Raw genomic sequence first — 18,429 nt, forward strand, 5'->3', positions numbered from 1 at the left:
TGTCATGAGACGACGACGGGATAGTCGCCGCCGTTCTTGTCACCAACGACGACGAGGCTGAATCTGCGACAGCCCAGCGTGGTGGGTTTGCCGTCGGTGCAGTTGGGTCCGCCTACGTCGACCGCGACGATTTCGTGGGTATGGCCGTCCGTGAGGGTGACGGTAGTGGGTGTCGATTCGCCGAGGACGGGACATTGGCCCCATTCGTCGTACTGATGATTCAGTGCCGCGATCTGTTTGAAGTCGCCGTTGGCGGTGGCGTCTCGGACGTAAATCGTGATGGTTCGATGGTCGGTGTGGCAGTTGTAGATCAAAACTCGCGCTGATCCGGTGGCGCCAGAGGGCGGTTTCGCTGGCTGTCCGGGTTCGGGCCCGGCGAATTGGGCCATGGTCGTGAAGTGGGCTTTCGCTGGCGGCCCCGAAACCTCAAACCCTGGCTCACCGAGTACTCCTTGGACCATCCAATAGATGGCGCTCGAGTAGGGCAGGTTCGTCGGCATCTTCAATTGAGTGCCGGCGACGACGGTTCTGACAAAGCTGCCCTTGTTTGTGTCAAGCTGCGGGTTGCTGGCATCGGTGACGAACACGAAATAGCTTGTGGCTGCGTCTTTCGTCCCCGCTGCGGGATCGCTCCATTTGAATGTCGGTCGGGGGTCCACGCCGGTTTCCCCGATTGCCGGGGCGATGATGATCGGCGCTTTAGGCTGACGAGATTTGATTTCTTCAGCGTCGCCGAACCCCGAGACTTGATCGCAGAGCGTTTGACGCGCGCTGAGATAGGTGGAGGGCGCGTACAGGTTTGCGGTGGGGGTGACCTTGGCGGTGAAGGTGGCGATGCCTTCCCAGTCGGCAGTCGCCGAACCGACATAGACCTGGCGGGTTCGGAGTTCAACAAGAGCTCCGGGGATTCCGCGGACTTTGACAGCCGGCTGGTCGATGTAGACGGGTCCGAGGATGTCGGGAGCGGGTAGGTGGCCGATCTCTCGGACTCGTTCTGAGTTCGTTGATGGTTCGGGGTTCGCACCGCAGACTGATTGCTGGATCGAGGCGTACTCATCTTCGCGTAGCGAAGTGTGTAGATCGAGAACGCCGTCGGGCCCGTCGGCCCGTTGCCAGTCGCTGAGCTGGCCTCGCCTGTCGGAGAAACAAGCTAGCCAAGCGCCGGTTGTGGCGTCGGTGTACCAGGCCTGGCTGGCACAGTCGAACAACGGGCCACGGATTGTGCAGGCATGTGGTGGTATGGGATTGGCAACGACGACTTGGGGTTGTCCGGTACAGGATTTCGTGCACAGCGCTTCGACTGCATAGACCTCGCCGACAACGAGCGGGTCCACCCACATGTCCAGTGTGTCCGAGCTAGTTTGGGCGTATCCGACGACAATGTCGCCTTGCTTTACTGTCACCGCCGCGTTGGGCACGAGGTTGGTCACCGTGATACGGCGCGTTCCCGGACACAGTGGGCCCGCAATCTGTGGGAGCGAACGGAACTCCAGCTCGCCGACTTCGACAGCGATACCGTCGGGATCCTGACCTCGCTCGCAGAGCTGCTCGATGACCTTGATCTTTTGGTGAGCGCGAAGACCAGGCAGCGACAGGCGCCAGTCGGGCAGAGGTGTGTGCAGTTCGATGTAACTTTTCGGATCGGCGTCGACATCTGGGTAGACAAGCAGCGTCTCGCCGTCGACCAAGTTTTTCACTTCGATTGGCGTCTGACACTCCAAAACCGGCGGGAAATACAACGGAGGCTGCCGATTTGGGCCGATCACGGGAGGCGGGTCGGCCGGGCTGCTAGTCACAATCGAGCCGGGCGCACCGTTGACGAATTGCTGGGCCTGTACCTGCTCCCCCTTGTTGATTCCCCGCGCGAGATCGATGATCACGGCTCCGTCTACACAGCGCGCAGATCCCAGCGGTTGACCGCTGGCCTGCAGGCGCAGCTCAGCGCCCGCGATGACACCGCTGATCATCAGGCAACGGCCACAGGTGAACAGATGCGAAGTGAAGCGGTGCCCCGAGAAAGGCGGATCTATCTGCTGCACCACTGTCGGCAGCGGCGTGGAGGCGCTGATCTGGCCGTCAAATTCCTGGACTGCAGTGATCTGATCGCCAGCGTTGAGAGTGGTTCCGGGAACGAATTCGAAGCTCATGTCAGGTGCTACAACCGCATGGCCGCCGATCTCCTGACCGTTGCGCAATGCGCGGACTACGCCCCCGACAAGCACTCCTGAGACGCGGATTCCGAAGCTGACCGGTGTTAGCGGCCCGATGATGCTGGGCGGCGAAATAGACATGCAGAACCTCTTTTCAGCAGGCGAAACACGGCTTCTTCTGCGCCCCAGCGGGGGTCACTACGGGAGTAGACCATTCAGCCTCAGACTCAGACATCAGCCGAACGGATGATGTCTGCGGTAGGCCACGCGCATCTCTCACCGCACGGCCCGGCCGCCGGGCAGCGGTGGAGGCGCCCATCGCTGATCCATCCGCGAGCGCATTGACTCGACCCACCCCAACGACGAAGTCGCCTAGCCGGCGAATTGCCCGCGCAATTCTGTGTGTTTGCCGGGAGCCGAAGAAAGGACGCTAGCGTGCACCGACATAGCCGCGGACACCCGCAGGCGGATGTCGAACATTTCCGAATCTCGTTCGCAAACAAGGGTTTTGATGCTTCGGGCAGACTACATCGGAATATGGGATGTGACTTCACACTGGGCGTGATGATTACGTCGCGGACATTTGCCAGGGCAGCCCCAGACGCCGAATACGGCGGGCCGGTAACGACCGTTACCAAACCCCAAAACATGTGATTGAACTTAGAAACGATCCGTTGTAACTTATCGCCAGATCAGTAATTTTCCATCTAAAGGGCTAGTTTTCCACGAAAGGAACCGCCCATGGCTGACCGCAGACTGCTCCCGCTGGCCGTTGCGCCGCTGCTGATCGCCAGTGCCGCCCTACCCGCAAGCGTTGCGACCCAGGAACTGAAATCGGTCTCCGCTCAGGTGGTCCTGCTCGACACCGAGGCCTGGGGCATGGGTGGCAGTGGCATGCCGATCCCCAGCCAAGCGGTCATCGACGCCGTCGGCTCGCGCTACATCATGCCGAGCTCGCCGATCTTCCCCGGCCAGCCGATCTTCCCGGTCGACTCGATTCATCCCCTCTTCACCCCGGAGGGCCTCTATCCGATCACCGGCACCAAGTCTCTGGTACTCGATCAGTCCTTGGCGCAGGGCGTGCAGATCCTGGATGCCACCATCAAGGAGCGGCTCGCCCTGGGCCACAACCTCGTCGTGGTCGGCGCCTCGCAGAGCTCGACTCTCGCCGGACTGGAGATGCGCAACCTGCTGGCGCTGCCGGCTGATCAGATCCCGACGTCCGATCAGCTGTCGTTCGTCCTGTTGGTCGACCCCAGCAACCCCAACGGAGGTCTGCTCTCCCGCTTCGGAGATCCCAGCCTGCCGCCGCTGACCGTTCCGAGCATGGGGGTGACGTTCAGCGGAGCCACTCCGTCGGAAACCCCGTGGGACACCGCCATGTACAACATCGAATACGACGGCTTCTCGGACTTCCCGCGCTACCCGCTCAACTTCTTGTCGGTTCTCAACGCCGTCTTGGGGATCGCCTTCGTACACAGCAGCATCGCTGACCTCTCCGACGAGCAGATCGCCCAGGCCGTTCTGATGCCGGTGTCGGACGGTTACGGCGGCAACACCGACTACTTCATGATCCCCACCGAGAATCTGCCGTTGCTGGAACCGCTGCGGTTCCTTCCGATCCTGGGTGACCCGCTGGCCGATCTGCTGCAGCCGGCGCTGCGAGTACTGGTCAACCTGGGCTACGGCGATATCGAACACGGCTGGGACTCCGGCCCGGCCGACCTGTCGACGCCGTTCGGGGTGTTCCCGAACCTCGATCTGGGCGACGTCCTCACGGCGCTCGGTAACGGTGTCCAGCAGGGCTGGCAGGACTTCATCAGCGATCTGGGATCGCTACCCAGCCTGCCCGAGGCCCTGGCGAACAGCGCGGATGCCCTCGGCGGCTTCACCGATGCGGTCAACGGCTTCTCCGCGGCCCTGTCCAACGGCTATTCGGCCCTGCTGCCGATCGCCGACCTGGTCAATGCCCTGATGACCAGCCTGCCGGCCTACAACGTCAGTCTGTTCGCGCAGGAGATCGCCTCCGGCGACCTGCTCGATGCAATCATGATGCCGCTGGCCGCGGACGTCGGCCTGGCCACCACCGGTCTCGGAATCGGTCTGTTGAGCGTGGCGTCTGCCTTTGGCTTGTTCTAAAGGCACGCCGCTGTCGTCACTCGATCCCGTCGCGGGCCCAGGACGGCGTGATGAAGACCCCCTCGGCCTCCACGGTGACCCCGTTGGCGTCCGAGATGTGGCCGCGGGCGTAGGTTTTGACGCCGTCCTTGCGGTAGATCGACGCTTCGGCGTGCAACGGCCCCAAGGGTGTTCCGCGCAGGTATTTCACCGTGATGGTGCCGGTGTAGCGCGGCTGGGTCAGACCATCGCTGGCCGCCTCACCGAGCACATGGTCGAGCACCAGGGCACTGACCCCGCCGTGGACCAGCGACGGCGGGCCCTCGTAGGCCGCGCCCAGGTAGAAGTCGCTCCAGCAGTGCCCGTTCTCCCCGTGTTGCATCACCAGCGGCGGGGCGATCGGGTTACGCAGGCCCACCACGGCGTTGCCCCACGCCAGCGGCCGGCCGTCGACGACGTAGCGCAGTCCCGGTGAGTCGCTGAGGGTTCCGGCACGAAGCCGCTCGGTCAGCTCCTGCACCTGGGCGGTCACCTCGCGGGCCGTGGCGTCGTCGGCCTCGGTGCGGATGGTGGCGTCAATCAGGTCACGGACCGCCTGAGCCAACGGTCCGTAGCGCTCCACCAGCTGCCCACTCTCGTCGACGCTGATCGTGGGCACGTTCGAGCGAGCCCGGAAATCCACCACAGAGGTCCTCCTTCAGTCTCCGAATACCTTGCGCGCGACGACCTTCGCCCGCCGCGTCACCCGGAGGTAGTTGTCCAGGAACTCACCGCCGTCGCCGCCGGGCCAGCCGGCGGCCACCGCGACCGCATTGAGCGCGCGGCCCGGCCCGGGCAGTTGGTCGGTGGGCTTGCCACGAACCAGCACCAGCGCGTTGCGAGCACGGGTGGCGATCAGCCAGGCCTGCCGTAACCGGTCCACCTCGTCTTCGTCGAGCAGCCCGGCAGCGGCGATGGCGTCCAGGGTTTCCAGCGTAGAGGTGTTGTGCAGCGCCGGTACACGGTGGGCGTGGCGCAGCTGCAGCAGCTGAACGGTCCACTCGACGTCGGCCAGACCGCCCCGGCCCAGTTTGGTGTGCGTATTGGGGTCGGCCCCGCGCGGCAGTCGCTCGGCGTCGACCCGCGCCTTGATCCGGCGAATCTCACGCACCGCATCGGCCGACACCCCGCCGGGCGGATAGCGGGTGGCGTCGACCATCCGCAGGAAACGGTCGCCCAGGTCCGCATCGCCGGCGACGCAGTGCGCCCGCAGCAGCGCCTGGATCTCCCACGGCTGCGCCCACTGGTCGTAGTAGGCCGCGTAGGAGGCCAGCGTGCGGACCGGCGGGCCAGTGCGGCCCTCGGGACGAAGGTTGATGTCGACCTGCAGGGGCGGATCGACGCTGGCGGTACCCAGCAGCGCCCGGACCTGCTCGGCGATCGAGGTGGCCCAGCGCACCGCGTCGGCGTCGCTCACCCCGCTCGCGTTCTCATTGGCCTCGCATACGAACATGACGTCGGCATCCGAGCCGTAGCCGAGTTCGCGCCCACCGAGTCGGCCCATGCCGATCACCGCGATCCGCGCCGGTGCTTCCTGCAGGTCGTCACCGGGCAGATTGACCCGGACGATCGCGTCTAGGGCGGCCTGCAACACCGCCACCCACACGGCGGTCAGTGCCCGGCAGACATCGATCACATCGAGCATGCCCAGCAGGTCCGCCGAGGCAATGCGGGCCAGCTCATGGCGACGCAAGCTGCGGGCCGAGGCGATCGCGCGCACCGGGTCGGGGTACCGGCCCGCCGACGCGATCAGCGCTCGCGACACCGCGTCCGAATCGGTGTCGAGCAGCTTGGGCCCGGTCGGACCATCGCCATAGGCCTGGATCACGTCGGGTGAGCGGATCAACAGTTCCGGGATGTAAGCCGAGGTGCCCAGCACCCGCATCAGCCGCTTGGCCACGGCGCTGCTGTCGCGCAGCGTGCTCAGATACCAGCGCTGCTGAGCCATCGCCTCGCTCAGGCGCCGGTAGGCCAGCAGCCCCGCGTCGGGGTTGGGTGTGTCCGACAGCCAATACAGCAGGGTGGGCAGCAGTACCGCCTGCACCCGGCCCCGGCGACCGCTCTGGTTGGTCAGCGCGCCCAGGTGCGTCAGCGCGTTGTGCGGAGCCTCGTAGCCGAGTGCCGCCAGCTGACGTTCCGCGGCACCGCGCGTCAGCCCCCCGACCAGCTCCAGGCCCTCCGGACTGACCGCCTCCAGCAGCGGCTGATAGAAGAGCTTGGCGTGCAGCCGCGACACCCGCCTGTTCTGGGCTTTGAGCTCTTCGCGAAGTACACCCAGGGCGTCATGCCGGCCGTCTGGACGGACATGGGCGGAGCGCGCCAGCCAGCGCAGTGCCTCGTCGTCATCGGGCGGCGGGAGCATATGGGTGCGCTTGAGCCGCTGCAGCTGCAACCGGTGTTCCAGCAGTCGCAGGAACTCATAGGAGGCGGTCAGATCGGCCGAGTCCTCGCGGCCGATATAGCCCCCGGCGCCCAGGGCCGCCAGCGCATCGACCGTGGATGCCACATGCAACGACTCATCACTGCGGCCATGCACCAGCTGCAGCAACTGCACGGCGAACTCCACGTCGCGCAATCCTCCAGATCCCAGCTTGAGCTCGCGGGACCGGACCTCGGCAGGCACCAGCTGCTCCACCCGGCGGCGCATCGCCTGCACGTCGGTGACGAAATCCTCACGCTCGCACGCGGTCCAGACCATCGGCAGCAGCGCGTCGACGTAGGCCCGGCCCAATTCGGGGTCGCCGACCGCCGCCCGCGCCTTGAGCAGTGCCTGAAACTCCCAAGTCTTGGCCCACCGCTGGTAGTAGGCGATGTGTGATTCCAGGGTTCGCACCAGCGCGCCGTGCCGGCCCTCGGGCCGCAACCCGGCGTCCACCTCGAAGAACGCCTCGCCGGCCACTCGCATCAGCTCACCGGCGACCCGGGTGCTCACCGTGTCGGCTTCCTCGGCGACGAAGATGACGTCGACGTCGCTGACGTAATTCAGTTCCCGCGCACCGCATTTGCCCATGGCAATCACGGCCAGTCGGGGCACAGCGGCTCCCGCGTCGGCGCCACAGACGTGCAGTTCGGCCACCCGCAACGCGGCCGCCAGCGCGGCGTCGGCCAGGTCGGCCAGATGCTCGCCGACCGCCACGAAGGGCAGGGCCGGCAGGTTCTCGACGGTGGGCGCCAGGTCTATCGACGCCAACACCAACATCCTGTCGCGATACAGCGACCGCAGCCGGTCGATGTAGGCGCCGTCCGTGGTGGCGGCAACGCAGTCGGTGAACATCTTGCGCAGCTGCGCCGGCGGTGGCGGCGTGATCGTGTAGTCCTCAGAGTCGACCGGACTGGCCAACAGCTTCCAGGATTCCGGATGGGTGATCAGGTGATCCCCCAGCGTCAGCGAGGATCCCAGGATCCCGAACAGCCGCCCGCGCAGTCCCCGGTCGGCCATCAGCGCCGCGCTCAGTTCGGCCCAGTCGATGCCCGGGGCTTCGGACAGCCGGACCAGGGTGCGCAGCGCGACGTCGGCGTCGGGAGCGCGCGACAGCGCCCAGAGCACGTCGACGTGCGGTTGGGTGTAGGCGCTGTACCAGCCCAGCGCGGTCAGGTCCGCTGCGGCGTACCGGTCGACCAGACCGAGGCGCCCGACGCTGGGCAGCTTGCGGCGCTGAGCTCCGGGATAGGCCATGAGGCGTCGGAGGCCCTACAACGACAGGTAGTTCTGCAGCTCGTAGGGGGTCACGTGGCTGCGGTAGTTCGCCCACTCCTGGCGCTTGTTACGCAGGAAGAAATCGAAGACCTGCTCCCCCAACGCTTCCGCGACCAGCTCGGAGTTCTCCATCTCGGAAAGTGCGCGCTCCAGGGTGCCGGGAAGTTCCTTGTAACCCATCGCCCGGCGCTCCTCGGGAGTCAGCGCCCACACGTTGTCCTCGGCCTCCGGGCCAAGCTCGTAACCCTGCTCCACCCCACGCAGCCCGGCGGCCAACAGCACCGCGAAAGCCAGATAGGGGTTGCATGCCGAGTCCGGGCTACGGACCTCGATGCGCCGCGACGACGTCTTGTGCGGGCTGTACATCGGCACCCGCACCAGCGCCGAGCGGTTGGAGGCCCCCCAGGACGCCGCGGTGGGTGCTTCCCCACCGTGGATCAGGCGCTTGTAGGAGTTCACCCACTGGTTGGTGACGGCGCTGATCTCGTTGGCGTGCTCAAGAATGCCGGCGATGAACGACTTGGCGGTGGCGGACAGCTGCAGCGGGTCGTCCGGGCTGTGGAAGGCGTTGACTTCGCCCTCGAACAGGCTCATGTGGGTGTGCATGGCCGAACCGGCGTGCTCACGGAAGGGCTTGGGCATGAACGACGCCCGGACACCTTCCTTGAGCGCGATCTCTTTGATCAGGTAGCGGAAAGTCATCACGTTGTCGGCCATCGACAGCGCGTCGGCGTAGCGCAGGTCGATCTCCTGCTGCCCCGGAGCGTTCTCGTGGTGGCTGTACTCCACCGAGATGCCCATCGACTCCAGCGCGTCGATAGCGTGCCGGCGGAAGTTGGCGGCCGAACCGTGGATCGACTGGTCGAAGTAGCCGGCGTCATCGGCCGGAACCGGGGTGCTCCCGTCGTAGGGGCCGGGCTCGAGCAGGAAGAACTCGATCTCGGGGTGCACGTAGCAGGCGAAACCCAGTTCCCCGGCCTTGGCCAGCTGCCGGCGCAGCACGTGCCGCGACGACGCCCAAGCCGGCGATCCGTCCGGCATGGTGATGTCGCAGAACATCCGTGCCGAGTACTGCCGGCCGGCGTCGGACACCCACGGCAGCAGCTGGAAGGTCGACGGATCGGGGTGGGCAACCATGTCGGATTCGAAGACCCGGGCGAAGCCCTCGATCGCCGAGCCGTCGAAGCCCACGCCCTCGTCGAACGCGCCCTCAAGCTCCGCCGGTGCGATCGCGACTGATTTCAGATAACCGAGTACATCGGTGAACCAGAGCCGGACGAAACGGATGTCGCGTTCCTCCAGCGTGCGGAGCACAAACTCCTTCTGACGGTCCATACCGCGAAGCGTATCAGCGCTCAGCACTTCGCATCGGTTGGCGGCAACGTGCCGTCGACCAGGTATCGCGTGGCGAATCGGTCCACGCATTCGTTGCCCTGGAATACCACCGTGTGCTGGGTTCCGTTGAACGTCAGCAGGCCCCCGCCCAGCTGCTTGGCCAAGTCCACACCGGCCTGATACGGGGTGGCCGGGTCGCGGGTCGTGGAGACCACCATCGTCGGCGTCAGGTCGGGCACCGAGAGGGCATGCGGCTCGGTCGTCGGGGGCACCGGCCAGAAGGCGCAGGTGCCCAGCGGGGCGTCGCCGGTGAACTTTCCGTAGCTCATGAACGGCGCCACCTCGCGCGAACGCCGGTCTTCCTCGATCACCTTGGCGCGGTCGGTGATCGGCGGCTGGTCGACGCAGTTGACCGCGACCCGAGCATCGGTGGCGTTGGTGTAGTGGCCGTTGGCGTCCCGCCGCATGTACAGGTCGGCCAGGCTCAGCATGATGTCGCCGCGGCCGCCGGCCAGATCGGACAGGCCGTCGTTGAGGTGGGTCCAGAAGGTCGGCGAATACAGCGCCATGATGGTGCCGACGATCGCGTCGCTGTAGCTCAGGCCGCGCGGGTCCTTGGTCTTGGCGGGCTTGTCCACCAGCGGATCGACCAGGCTGTGGTAGACGTCGACGGCTTTGGCCGGGTCGGTGCCCAGCGGGCAGTCGTCCTCTTTGGCACAGTCGGCCGCGAAGTCGTCGAACGCACCCTGGAAGGCCTCCGCCTGGCGCAGGTCCTCTTCGATCGGGTCGGCATTGGGGTCCACCGCGCCGTCCAGGATCATCGCGCGCACGTTCTGCGGGTAGGCCTCGGCGTAGGCCGCGCCGATCCGGGTGCCGTAGGAGTAGCCGAGGTAGGTCAGCTTGTCGTCGCCCAATCCGGCGCGGATGGCGTCCAGGTCGCGGGCGACGTTGACGGTGCCGACGTTGGCCAGGAATTCCTTGCCGGTCTTCTCCAGGCAGCGCGCGACGTATTCCTTGGTCTCGCTCTCGATGCGCGCCACGCCCTCGGGGCTGTAGTCGACCTGGTTCAGGGCCCGCAGCCGGTCGTTCTCCTTGTCGGAATTGCACCAGACCGCCGGCCGTGACGACGCCACCCCGCGCGGGTCGAATCCGACCAGGTCGAATTGCTCACGGACCTGACGCGGCAGTGAGCTGACCAGGCCAACCGCGGTTTCGATTCCGGACTCTCCCGGCCCGCCCGGGTTGATCACCAACGAACCGATCTTGTCTTTGGTGGCCGGGAATCGGATCATGGCCAGCCGGGCAACGGCGCCCTGCGGCTTGGAGTAGTCCACCGGAACCCCGATAAACCCGCACTGGGCGTCGGCGGGCACCTTGATGTTGGTGTCGGCGGTGAACCGGCACTTGTCCCATTGGACCGGTTGACCGACCCGCGGCACGGCCAGCACCGCGTGGCCCGGGGTCATCCGGGTGCAACTGCCGACGGTGAATGCCACCATCGCTATCGCGAGGCAGGTCAGGGCGGTGCGCGTCATCCTATTGCGGCGCGTCGGCGAGCTCATGACACCACATGCTGCCATGCACGCCCATGCAAGCCCGGCCACCTGCTGCGCAGCGCGCGTGGCGGTGTGAGGAAATCCACTGCACATGGAGGTTCAGCTGCGCTGCGGCAGGTGGCACACTGGGCATGTCAGACGACCCGGGGACCCGAGTGACGGGCTTCGAGGATCGACCCGACCAATTCGAGGGACAACGATGTCTGAGCACGTTTATGGCGCTGCACCCAGCCCTGCCCGTATTGCTCCCCAAACCCGCGTGCACCATCTGCAGCAGATGAAGGCCGAGGGTCGCAAATGGGGAATGCTGACGGTTTACGACTACTCGTCAGCCCGCATTTTCGACGACGCCGGCATCCCGGTGCTGCTGGTCGGCGACTCGGCGGCCAATGTGGTCTACGGCTACGACACCACCGTTGCCATCACCGTCGATGAGCTGCTCCCGCTGGTCCGCGCGGTGGTGCGCGGCGCCCCGCATGCGCTGGTGGTCGCCGATCTGCCGTTCGGCTCCTATGAAGGCGGGCCGGCGGCTGCGCTGGCCACCGCCACCCGGTTCATGAAGGAGGGTGGCGCGCACGCGGTCAAGCTGGAGGGCGGCGAGCGAGTGGCCGACCAGATCGCCACGTTGACCGCCGCCGGCATCCCGGTGATGGCGCACATCGGGTTCACCCCGCAGAGCGTCAACACCCTGGGCGGCTACCGGGTGCAGGGACGCGGTGACGCTGCCGAGCAGACCGTTCACGACGCGATCGCGGTGGCAGAGGCGGGTGCGTTCGCGGTGGTGATGGAGATGGTGCCCGCCGAGCTGGCCACCCAGATCACCGGAAAGCTCACCATTCCCACCGTCGGGATCGGCGCCGGGCCCAACTGCGACGCCCAGGTTCTGGTGTGGCAGGACATGGCCGGGATGACCACCGGCAAGACCGCCCGCTTCGTCAAGCGCTTCGGCGACGTGGGCGGCGAGTTGCGCCGTGCCGCAGAGCAGTACGCCACCGAGGTGGCAGCGGGCACTTTCCCGGCCGAGGAGCACTGCTTCTAGAACGCCATGTCCGGGCGGTCCGGATGTGACAGGCTGGATGCCGTGTCTGCAACCGACCCGAGCACCTCTCGGTTTCGCGAGGTGGAACGCAAGTTCGACGTTGACGCAGAGGCGATCTCGCCGTCCTTCGACGGCATCGCCGGGGTCGCCCGCGTTGAGCAGTTGCCGGCACAGGATCTTGCGGCCGTCTACTTCGATACACCCGGGCACGACCTGGCCGCGCGACGGATCACGTTGCGCCGGCGCACCGGCGGTCCCGACGCCGGCTGGCACCTGAAACTTCCTGCCGGGCCCGACACTCGCACCGAGGTGCGCGCCCCGCTGGGCCCGGAGATTCCGGACGAACTGCTCGACGTGGTGAGGGCGATCGTCAGGGATCGGCCGCTGGCACCCGTCGCACAAATCCGTACCGCACGCGGTGCGGTGGTGCTGCGCGACCATCACGGCGAGGTGCTGGCCGAGTTCTGCGACGACCAGGTCACCGCGTCGGCCGACGATGACGCCGAACAGCACTGGCGGGAATGGGAACTGGAACTGGGCTGCGGGGACCTCGAGCTGCTGGATCGGCTGAGCAACCGGCTACTCGACACCGGCGCCGGGCCGGCCGGCTACGGATCCAAACTGGCCCGGGTGCTCGGTACGCCGGCGGCGCCCGCGCATCCGACCGATCGCCTGCATCGTGCTCTGGCCGAGCAGATCGACCAACTGCTGGTCTGGGATCGCGCGGTCCGCGCCGACGCCGACGACGCGGTCCATCAGATGCGGGTGACAATCCGCCGGATCCGCAGCCTGTTGCAGGGCGAGGAGACCGCCCACGCCCCGCTTCTCGGCGAACTGCAGGAATTGGGTGCGGTGCTCGGTGTCGCCCGGGACGCCGAGGTGTTGGCCCAGCGCTATCAGCAGGCGCTCGACGAGCTGACGCCGGAGCTGGTCCGCGGGCCGGTGGGCGAACGGCTGGTCGGCGGTTCGCTGCGCCGCTATGAGACGGGGCGACGGCGCAGCCTGGCCGCGATGCGCTCCCCCCGGTACTTCCGGCTACTCGACGGCCTCGACGAGCTGATCAGCGCGCCGGCCGCCGAGCGGTACGCCACGGTGGACATCGCCTACCGGCGACTGCGCAAGGCGGTGAAGGCGGCCAAGAAGGCCGCCGATCGCGATGTGGCGCTGCACCGGATCCGCAAGGCCGCCAAGCGGCTGCGCTACGCCGCCGCCGCGGCGAACAAGAAGAAGATCGCCAAGCGGGCGAAGACGATTCAGACGGTGCTCGGCGACCACCAGGACAGCGTGGTCAGCCGGGCGCATCTGCTTCACCAGGCCGATGCCGCGGCGGCCGCCGGCGAGGACACCTTCACCTATGGGCTGCTGTATGCCCGGGAGGCCGACCTCGCCGCGCGGAGCCGGGCGGCGTTGCGGCCCGCGTTGCGCAAGCTTGAACGGGCGATGTAGGCGGACGAGTTGGCCTGTAAGCCGGAAATTGACTGTCAGCATTCCCGCAGGTCGCCGCGACTTGGTGTCGTTGGTGGCCCATGGTGGCCAGCAGGCGATACATACAGGTGAGAGCCAGTTTTTCTGCTTTCCTCAAGCTGCCACCAGTGGGCGCAGAGTGGTGCCGTGCGTAGCGGGAGCCCCCGCGCGCACTCGGCGCAGGTACAGACAATGCGCTCCAGACTCGGTAGCGCTCCCCTGATCCACCTCATTTACGGGATGCCGACACCGCTATCGCCGCGCATGCGACGTACACGGCTTATACTCTCGGCTCTTAGACATTGGGGATATGTGCGCCTGTTGCGGGACGAGCCGATCGGGCGTGAGGCTAACCCGAACGGGGGCAGGTATGACGATTGCCGGTGAAGAAGTTTGGCTTGTAATGGTCACTACGGAGCCAGCCGAAGAAGAGCCTGGGAACCCCTCCCTTACAGGCTATTTCGTCCACGCTAGCGCCGAAGGAGCTGCGCAGAGACTTCGGGAGGCTCTCGCTGAAGTCGGGGGCGGAACCCTAACGCCCGAGCTGTTTGCCTTCGAGACCGATGAGACCGGCTACCACGGCAGCGTCACTTTCGACGGCCAGGTGATCAGTTGTAGCGTGGCGTCGCTCATGGTGGGCGTATAGCGAAGACGCACACACATCCCGCCTAAGTAATGCCGGGTGGCGTTCGCCACTCTCGCCACATCGCCTTACTCCGGCGTCGACACTCTGAAGGACCACGATTCGACGGGCTGTTGATGCAGGTGTCACCCTTGACCGTGTCGCGGCATTTCTTCATCACCGAAGCGGGCCTCAGTAGCTAAGATCACGATCTTATGTTGCGGGGACTCTTTGTCGGTATTGACAGATATCGGCCACCTGTCACGCGACTGTCCTGCGCACGTGCGGACGCAGTTGCGCTCGGGAGCCTATTCGCAGACAACAGTGCTACCGCCGACGTCAACTTCCTTCTCGATGATGAGGCTACTGCCGGCAACATCATCGGAGCGGTTCAATCACTGGCCAATGCAAGTGAAGACGACCTTGTGGTCATCTCGTTCTCCGGACACGGCACGGACGATCATCGGCTGGTTCCAATTGATGTCGATGTAAATGCTCTTGCAGGGACTTGCATCGCTCTGTCGACGCTCGCATCTCTGCTCGATGCGATCCCCAGCCGCCAATTAATCGTGATACTCGACTGTTGCTTCTCCGGCGGCTTTGGGGGCGCTCGCGTCTTTGCTCCCACAACCACCCGAGCAACGATGGAGGACCGGCAGAGTGTTGAGCGCCTGGTTCGGGGCGCTGGTCGCGTGGTTCTGACTGCCTCCGGAAATGCCGAGCCCGCTCTCGAATCAGCGGCGTTCGGCCATGGCCTGTTCTCACACCACCTCATCGAGGCGCTTCAAGGATTCGGCGATTACAGCGCCAAAGATCTCATTCCCCTGCTGGCACTGCTCGACTACGTAACAACGCGCGTGACCGACTCGGCTCGATCGCTGGGAAGTGTACAAACGCCTACCATCTACGGCTCGATCGAAGGAGCACCCGCCCTCCCAAGGCTTGTTCCGGGGGCAACCTATGCCGCTGCCTTCCCACATCGCGTCCGCCTGCCAGCATCCAAAGATTGGAAGTCGTTAGAGCCATTCGGATACAGCCAGGCTGTGATTGATCGTTGGGCATCGCGAATGCCAGCACTTAACGACCTACAGCTAAGAGCCATCAATGACTACGGCGTGCTGGACGGCAATTCGTTGGTGGTCGTTGCTCCGACTTCGTCTGGCAAGACCATGATCGGCGAGTTGGCAGCTATACGCGAAGCTGAGGCAGGATCACGAGCAGTGATGCTGCTGCCAATGAGGGCGCTGGTCAACGACAAGTACAACTACTTCACCGACTTGTACGGCGATCACCTAACCGTCGTGCGAGCGACCGGCGAACACGCAGATCAGGTGGAATCGATCTATAACGGTCAGTACGATCTGGCGCTCTTGACCTACGAGAAATTCCTGAACATCATGACCGCGTCACCATGGATCATGAGGGGCATCTCTCTCGTCGTTGTTGACGAGGCGCAGATGATCGCGGATCCATCGCGCGGACCCAATATCGAGTTTCTATTAGCGCTGCTTAGGTCGGGCCACGGTCGAGGTAGCGCACCTCAGATCGTCGCGCTCTCTGCAGTTATCGGCGATACAAATGGACTTGAACGCTGGTTGGACGCGGGCCTACTCATCGCTACTGAACGTCCGGCTCCACTGCGCGAAAGCATTATCGATGAATCAGGACGAGCGCGTCACCACCACCCTGACGGTAGCGATTCAGTCGAGCCCTTCATCCGACCGGCGCTGGGAGTGGGAGGACAAGGAAACAAGCACATCATCATCCCCCTTGTCAGCCGTCTCGTTAGTGAAGGCAAGAAAGTCATCGTCTTCCGCGCCTTCAAGAACGACACCGTAGGGACGGCGCTGTATCTATCGCAAAGCCTCGGGCTCCCGCCTGCATCGTCGGTGTCATCACTCCTCCCGGAGGGCGGCGACCCGTCTACCACCTCTAGCGCATTGCGCGCCGCGTTGACTGGTGGCGTCGGGTTTCATAATGCCGATTTAGACGCAACTGAGAGGCTTGCGCTGGAGACCCGGTTCCGCGAAAGAGACTCAGATCTAAGGGCCATCGTCGCGACGACAACCCTTGCGATGGGAGTCAACACACCCGCCGAGGCTGTTGTTATTGCAGGCCTTACACACCCGGGACCGACGCCGTATTCGGTTTCTGAGTACAAGAACATGGTTGGACGGGCAGGACGAGTCGGGCATGCCGAAGGCGGAGAGTCATACGTCGTGGCGACTGGCGATCCAGCGCCCTCACAAGCATGGCAACGCTACGTATTGGGCCAGCCCGAGCCAATCGTCTCGCACTTCCTGAGCGCGACCACTGATCCTCAGACCCTAGTGCTTCGGAGTCTGGTAGCCCTTGGCGGCACAGCACCACTCGAAGAGCTCATTGCAATCCTCGAAAATAGTTTCGCCATTTGGCAACGCGTCGACGCAGGCGGCGATGGGTGGAGTCGGCAAAGACTTGACGAGGACGTTGCAGCACTTTCGAATGCCGAACTTTTAGATGTTGAGCCAGACGGTCAAATCACTGTCACCGAACTTGGCCGTTATGCTGGCGAATCCGGCCTCGAGGTACGTTCCGTCACCCGAGTGTCGTCCCTGCTCAGGTTTCTTCCCGTTGATACGGCCCTCACCGAGGCAGACCTTGTCGCGTTAGCACAGGCAACCGTTGAACTCGATTTCTACTTTCCCGTGGCACGGAAGTCGCGGCAAGAGCAGTTCCGCTGGCCGCAGAGCGTCACCTCCATGGGAGTGAACGGCTCATTGATGCGAGGGTTCCACGTTGGGGGTGGAGACCCATTGAGTCGTGCAAAGAAGACGGCTGCGGCGTTGCTGTTCATGAGCGATCTGCCTATGACAAGTATAGAGTCGATTCTGATGCAGCACTTGCCAAATCGTGCTGCCGCTGGCCCAGTACGCAACGTCGCTGCGCGTACTCGCGATGTGATCGATGCAGTCATCACGATTTGCCGTGTACGTGGCCACCAACTTCCCGACGAGGCAACCCTTTCGCATCTCGGTCTGCGCTTGGAGATCGGCCTACCTCCACAAATGGGGGAAGTTGCACTCCAACTTGGAGCAGGGCTAACGCGAGCTCAATATCTAGCGCTCGCCGGTCGCGGCCTAACATCCTTCCAAGCGCTTGAAGGCGCAGGCGATGCCCTGAGCGCTCTGGTGGGTGACGACATCGCTCAACAGATTCTTCAGCTCATTCAGACCAGAAGACTGACTCAGTAGGCCTTAGTAGGAGGCCCGGCGCATTCGCGCAGCACTTTGACAGGTCTGTTGACAAGTTCCCTCCTGTTGCAGAACTAAAGAACTGAGACACCCTCACCGCCAGCGACAGGGCCCCAATAACGCCCAGGCCGATCTGTCGCAGAAGTTGCCTCAAAACGTCGGTCGCATATTCACATGTTCGGAGACTGTTGAGACGTTGCGCGTATGACCGGGTCCGTTTCAGGGCCCGGATCGTACGCCGCTGTGCGTAGCCTCTGCGTAGCGCCAGGGCCTATCGGCCGTATATTGCCAGGTAAATAGCGGTGGGCGGACGAGTTGGCCTGTAAGCCGGATTCTGTTCCGCACCGCTTACGCGATGCGGCGGCGACCATCCATCTGGGCACACCGTCGCCGGGTACCTCAAGCGGCCTACCCGCAGATTCGGGCGAGCAGCCCTCAAACACCTGCGCGACCGCACCGAAATGCGGCCTTCTTGGCCTTGCTTCGGGTGGGGTTTACCAAGCCGTCCCGGTCACCCGGAACGCTGGTGCGCTCTTACCGCACCGTTTCACCCTTACCACCTTGCGGTGGCGGTCTGTTTTCTGTGGCACTGTCCCGCGAGTCACCTCGGATTGCTGTTAGCAATCACCCTGCTCTGTGAAGTCCGGACTTTCCTCGACCCGCTTTTACGCGTGCCGCGGCCGCCCGGCCAACTCGTCCGCGCTGATCACCGTACTACGCGGTGCCCGGCAATGCCGCACCGTAAACGGCGACCACCACGGATCGGTCTGGACTGTTCTCCGACCACACGCCGATCGCGGTGTTGGCGCAGTCGGACATGATCGCGAAATCCGCGGGGTTGTAATACCACCGGTTGAGGATCTCGATGCCGCTGATCGCCACCGCCGGGTTGATCGCCACGGTTTCGGCGACCGTCCCGGGAAAGCCGGCGGCCTGCCCGCGGGTCTGCGGGGTGGACCCGTCGGAGCCGAGGTTGCCGTCCAGATCCCGGTGTCCGAGAACGTCTTTGGCATGCCATTCGGCGGCAAGCACCAGCCGGGGGTCGACCATCACCTTCTCAGCGCAGCCGGCCTGGTGGTGAATCGTGTAGACGTTGGTCACGACACTGTCGTTGAGGCGCGAGTTGTCGGCAGCGGCAACGGGCAGCGTCCCCGCCCCACCAATCATGATCGCCAA

At 64.7% G+C, this 18,429-nt stretch carries 9 protein-coding genes, 1 other RNA gene and 1 pseudogene; 4 read left to right on the forward strand and 7 right to left on the reverse strand.

Translation table 11 applies throughout. The features are described from left to right. Positions 1–2: 2 nt before the first annotated feature. Positions 3–2,291: a hypothetical protein gene (locus tag ACJH5R_RS10605; protein WP_406781909.1), complete on the reverse strand. Its 2,289-nt coding sequence runs from the start codon at positions 2,289–2,291 to the stop codon at positions 3–5. Positions 2,292–2,891: 600 nt separating this feature from the next. Here ACJH5R_RS10605 and ACJH5R_RS10610 point away from each other — a divergent pair. Next, the gene (locus ACJH5R_RS10610; protein WP_406781910.1) at positions 2,892–4,289 is read left to right on the forward strand and encodes a PE-PPE domain-containing protein; all 1,398 of its coding nucleotides are present in this window, start codon (positions 2,892–2,894) and stop codon (positions 4,287–4,289) included. 16 nt (positions 4,290–4,305) lie between these two features. Here the strand turns inward: ACJH5R_RS10610 and ACJH5R_RS10615 are convergent, their stop codons facing one another. Genes ACJH5R_RS10615 through ACJH5R_RS10630 form a run of 4 tightly spaced genes read right to left on the reverse strand, consistent with a single transcriptional unit; the run spans position 4,306 to position 10,901 of the window. Next, positions 4,306–4,953, reverse strand: coding sequence for a PaaI family thioesterase (locus ACJH5R_RS10615; RefSeq protein ID WP_406781911.1), 648 nt, complete (start codon positions 4,951–4,953; stop codon positions 4,306–4,308). 12 nt (positions 4,954–4,965) lie between these two features. After that, positions 4,966–7,983, reverse strand: a complete 3,018-nt coding sequence (locus ACJH5R_RS10620) for a bifunctional [glutamine synthetase] adenylyltransferase/[glutamine synthetase]-adenylyl-L-tyrosine phosphorylase (protein ID WP_406781912.1) — start codon at positions 7,981–7,983, stop codon at positions 4,966–4,968. Positions 7,984–7,998: 15 nt separating this feature from the next. Next, positions 7,999–9,339 carry a type I glutamate--ammonia ligase gene (glnA, locus tag ACJH5R_RS10625; RefSeq protein ID WP_406758319.1) on the reverse strand — a complete coding sequence of 447 codons (1,341 nt, stop codon included), beginning with the start codon at positions 9,337–9,339 and terminating at the stop codon, positions 7,999–8,001. 20 nt (positions 9,340–9,359) lie between these two features. Next, complete coding sequence (locus tag ACJH5R_RS10630; RefSeq protein ID WP_406781913.1) at positions 9,360–10,901, reverse strand: alpha/beta hydrolase; 1,542 nt, start codon at positions 10,899–10,901, stop codon at positions 9,360–9,362. Positions 10,902–11,094: 193 nt separating this feature from the next. Here ACJH5R_RS10630 and panB point away from each other — a divergent pair, with 193 nt between their 5' ends. From panB to ACJH5R_RS10645, 3 genes are all read left to right on the forward strand, one after another. After that, on the forward strand, positions 11,095–11,934 hold the full coding sequence (panB, locus tag ACJH5R_RS10635) for a 3-methyl-2-oxobutanoate hydroxymethyltransferase (RefSeq protein WP_406781914.1): 840 nt from the start codon (positions 11,095–11,097) through the stop codon (positions 11,932–11,934). Positions 11,935–11,976: 42 nt separating this feature from the next. Next, positions 11,977–13,380, forward strand: coding sequence for a CHAD domain-containing protein (locus ACJH5R_RS10640; protein ID WP_406781915.1), 1,404 nt, complete (start codon positions 11,977–11,979; stop codon positions 13,378–13,380). A gap of 855 nt (positions 13,381–14,235) precedes the next feature. Next, complete coding sequence (locus ACJH5R_RS10645) at positions 14,236–17,253, forward strand: DEAD/DEAH box helicase (protein ID WP_406781916.1); 3,018 nt, start codon at positions 14,236–14,238, stop codon at positions 17,251–17,253. A gap of 307 nt (positions 17,254–17,560) precedes the next feature. Here the strand turns inward: ACJH5R_RS10645 and rnpB are convergent. Both rnpB and ACJH5R_RS10655 read right to left on the reverse strand, forming a co-directional pair. After that, positions 17,561–17,949: RNase P RNA component class A (gene rnpB, locus ACJH5R_RS10650), an RNA gene on the reverse strand. A gap of 42 nt (positions 17,950–17,991) precedes the next feature. Continuing rightward, positions 17,992–18,420, reverse strand: a pseudogene (locus ACJH5R_RS10655) (CAP domain-containing protein); the annotation flags it as partial. Between the last annotated feature and the right edge of the window lie 9 nt (positions 18,421–18,429).

The sequence above is a fragment of the Mycobacterium sp. SMC-19 genome (assembly GCF_045310815.1).
GTDB lineage: Bacteria > Actinomycetota > Actinomycetes > Mycobacteriales > Mycobacteriaceae > Mycobacterium.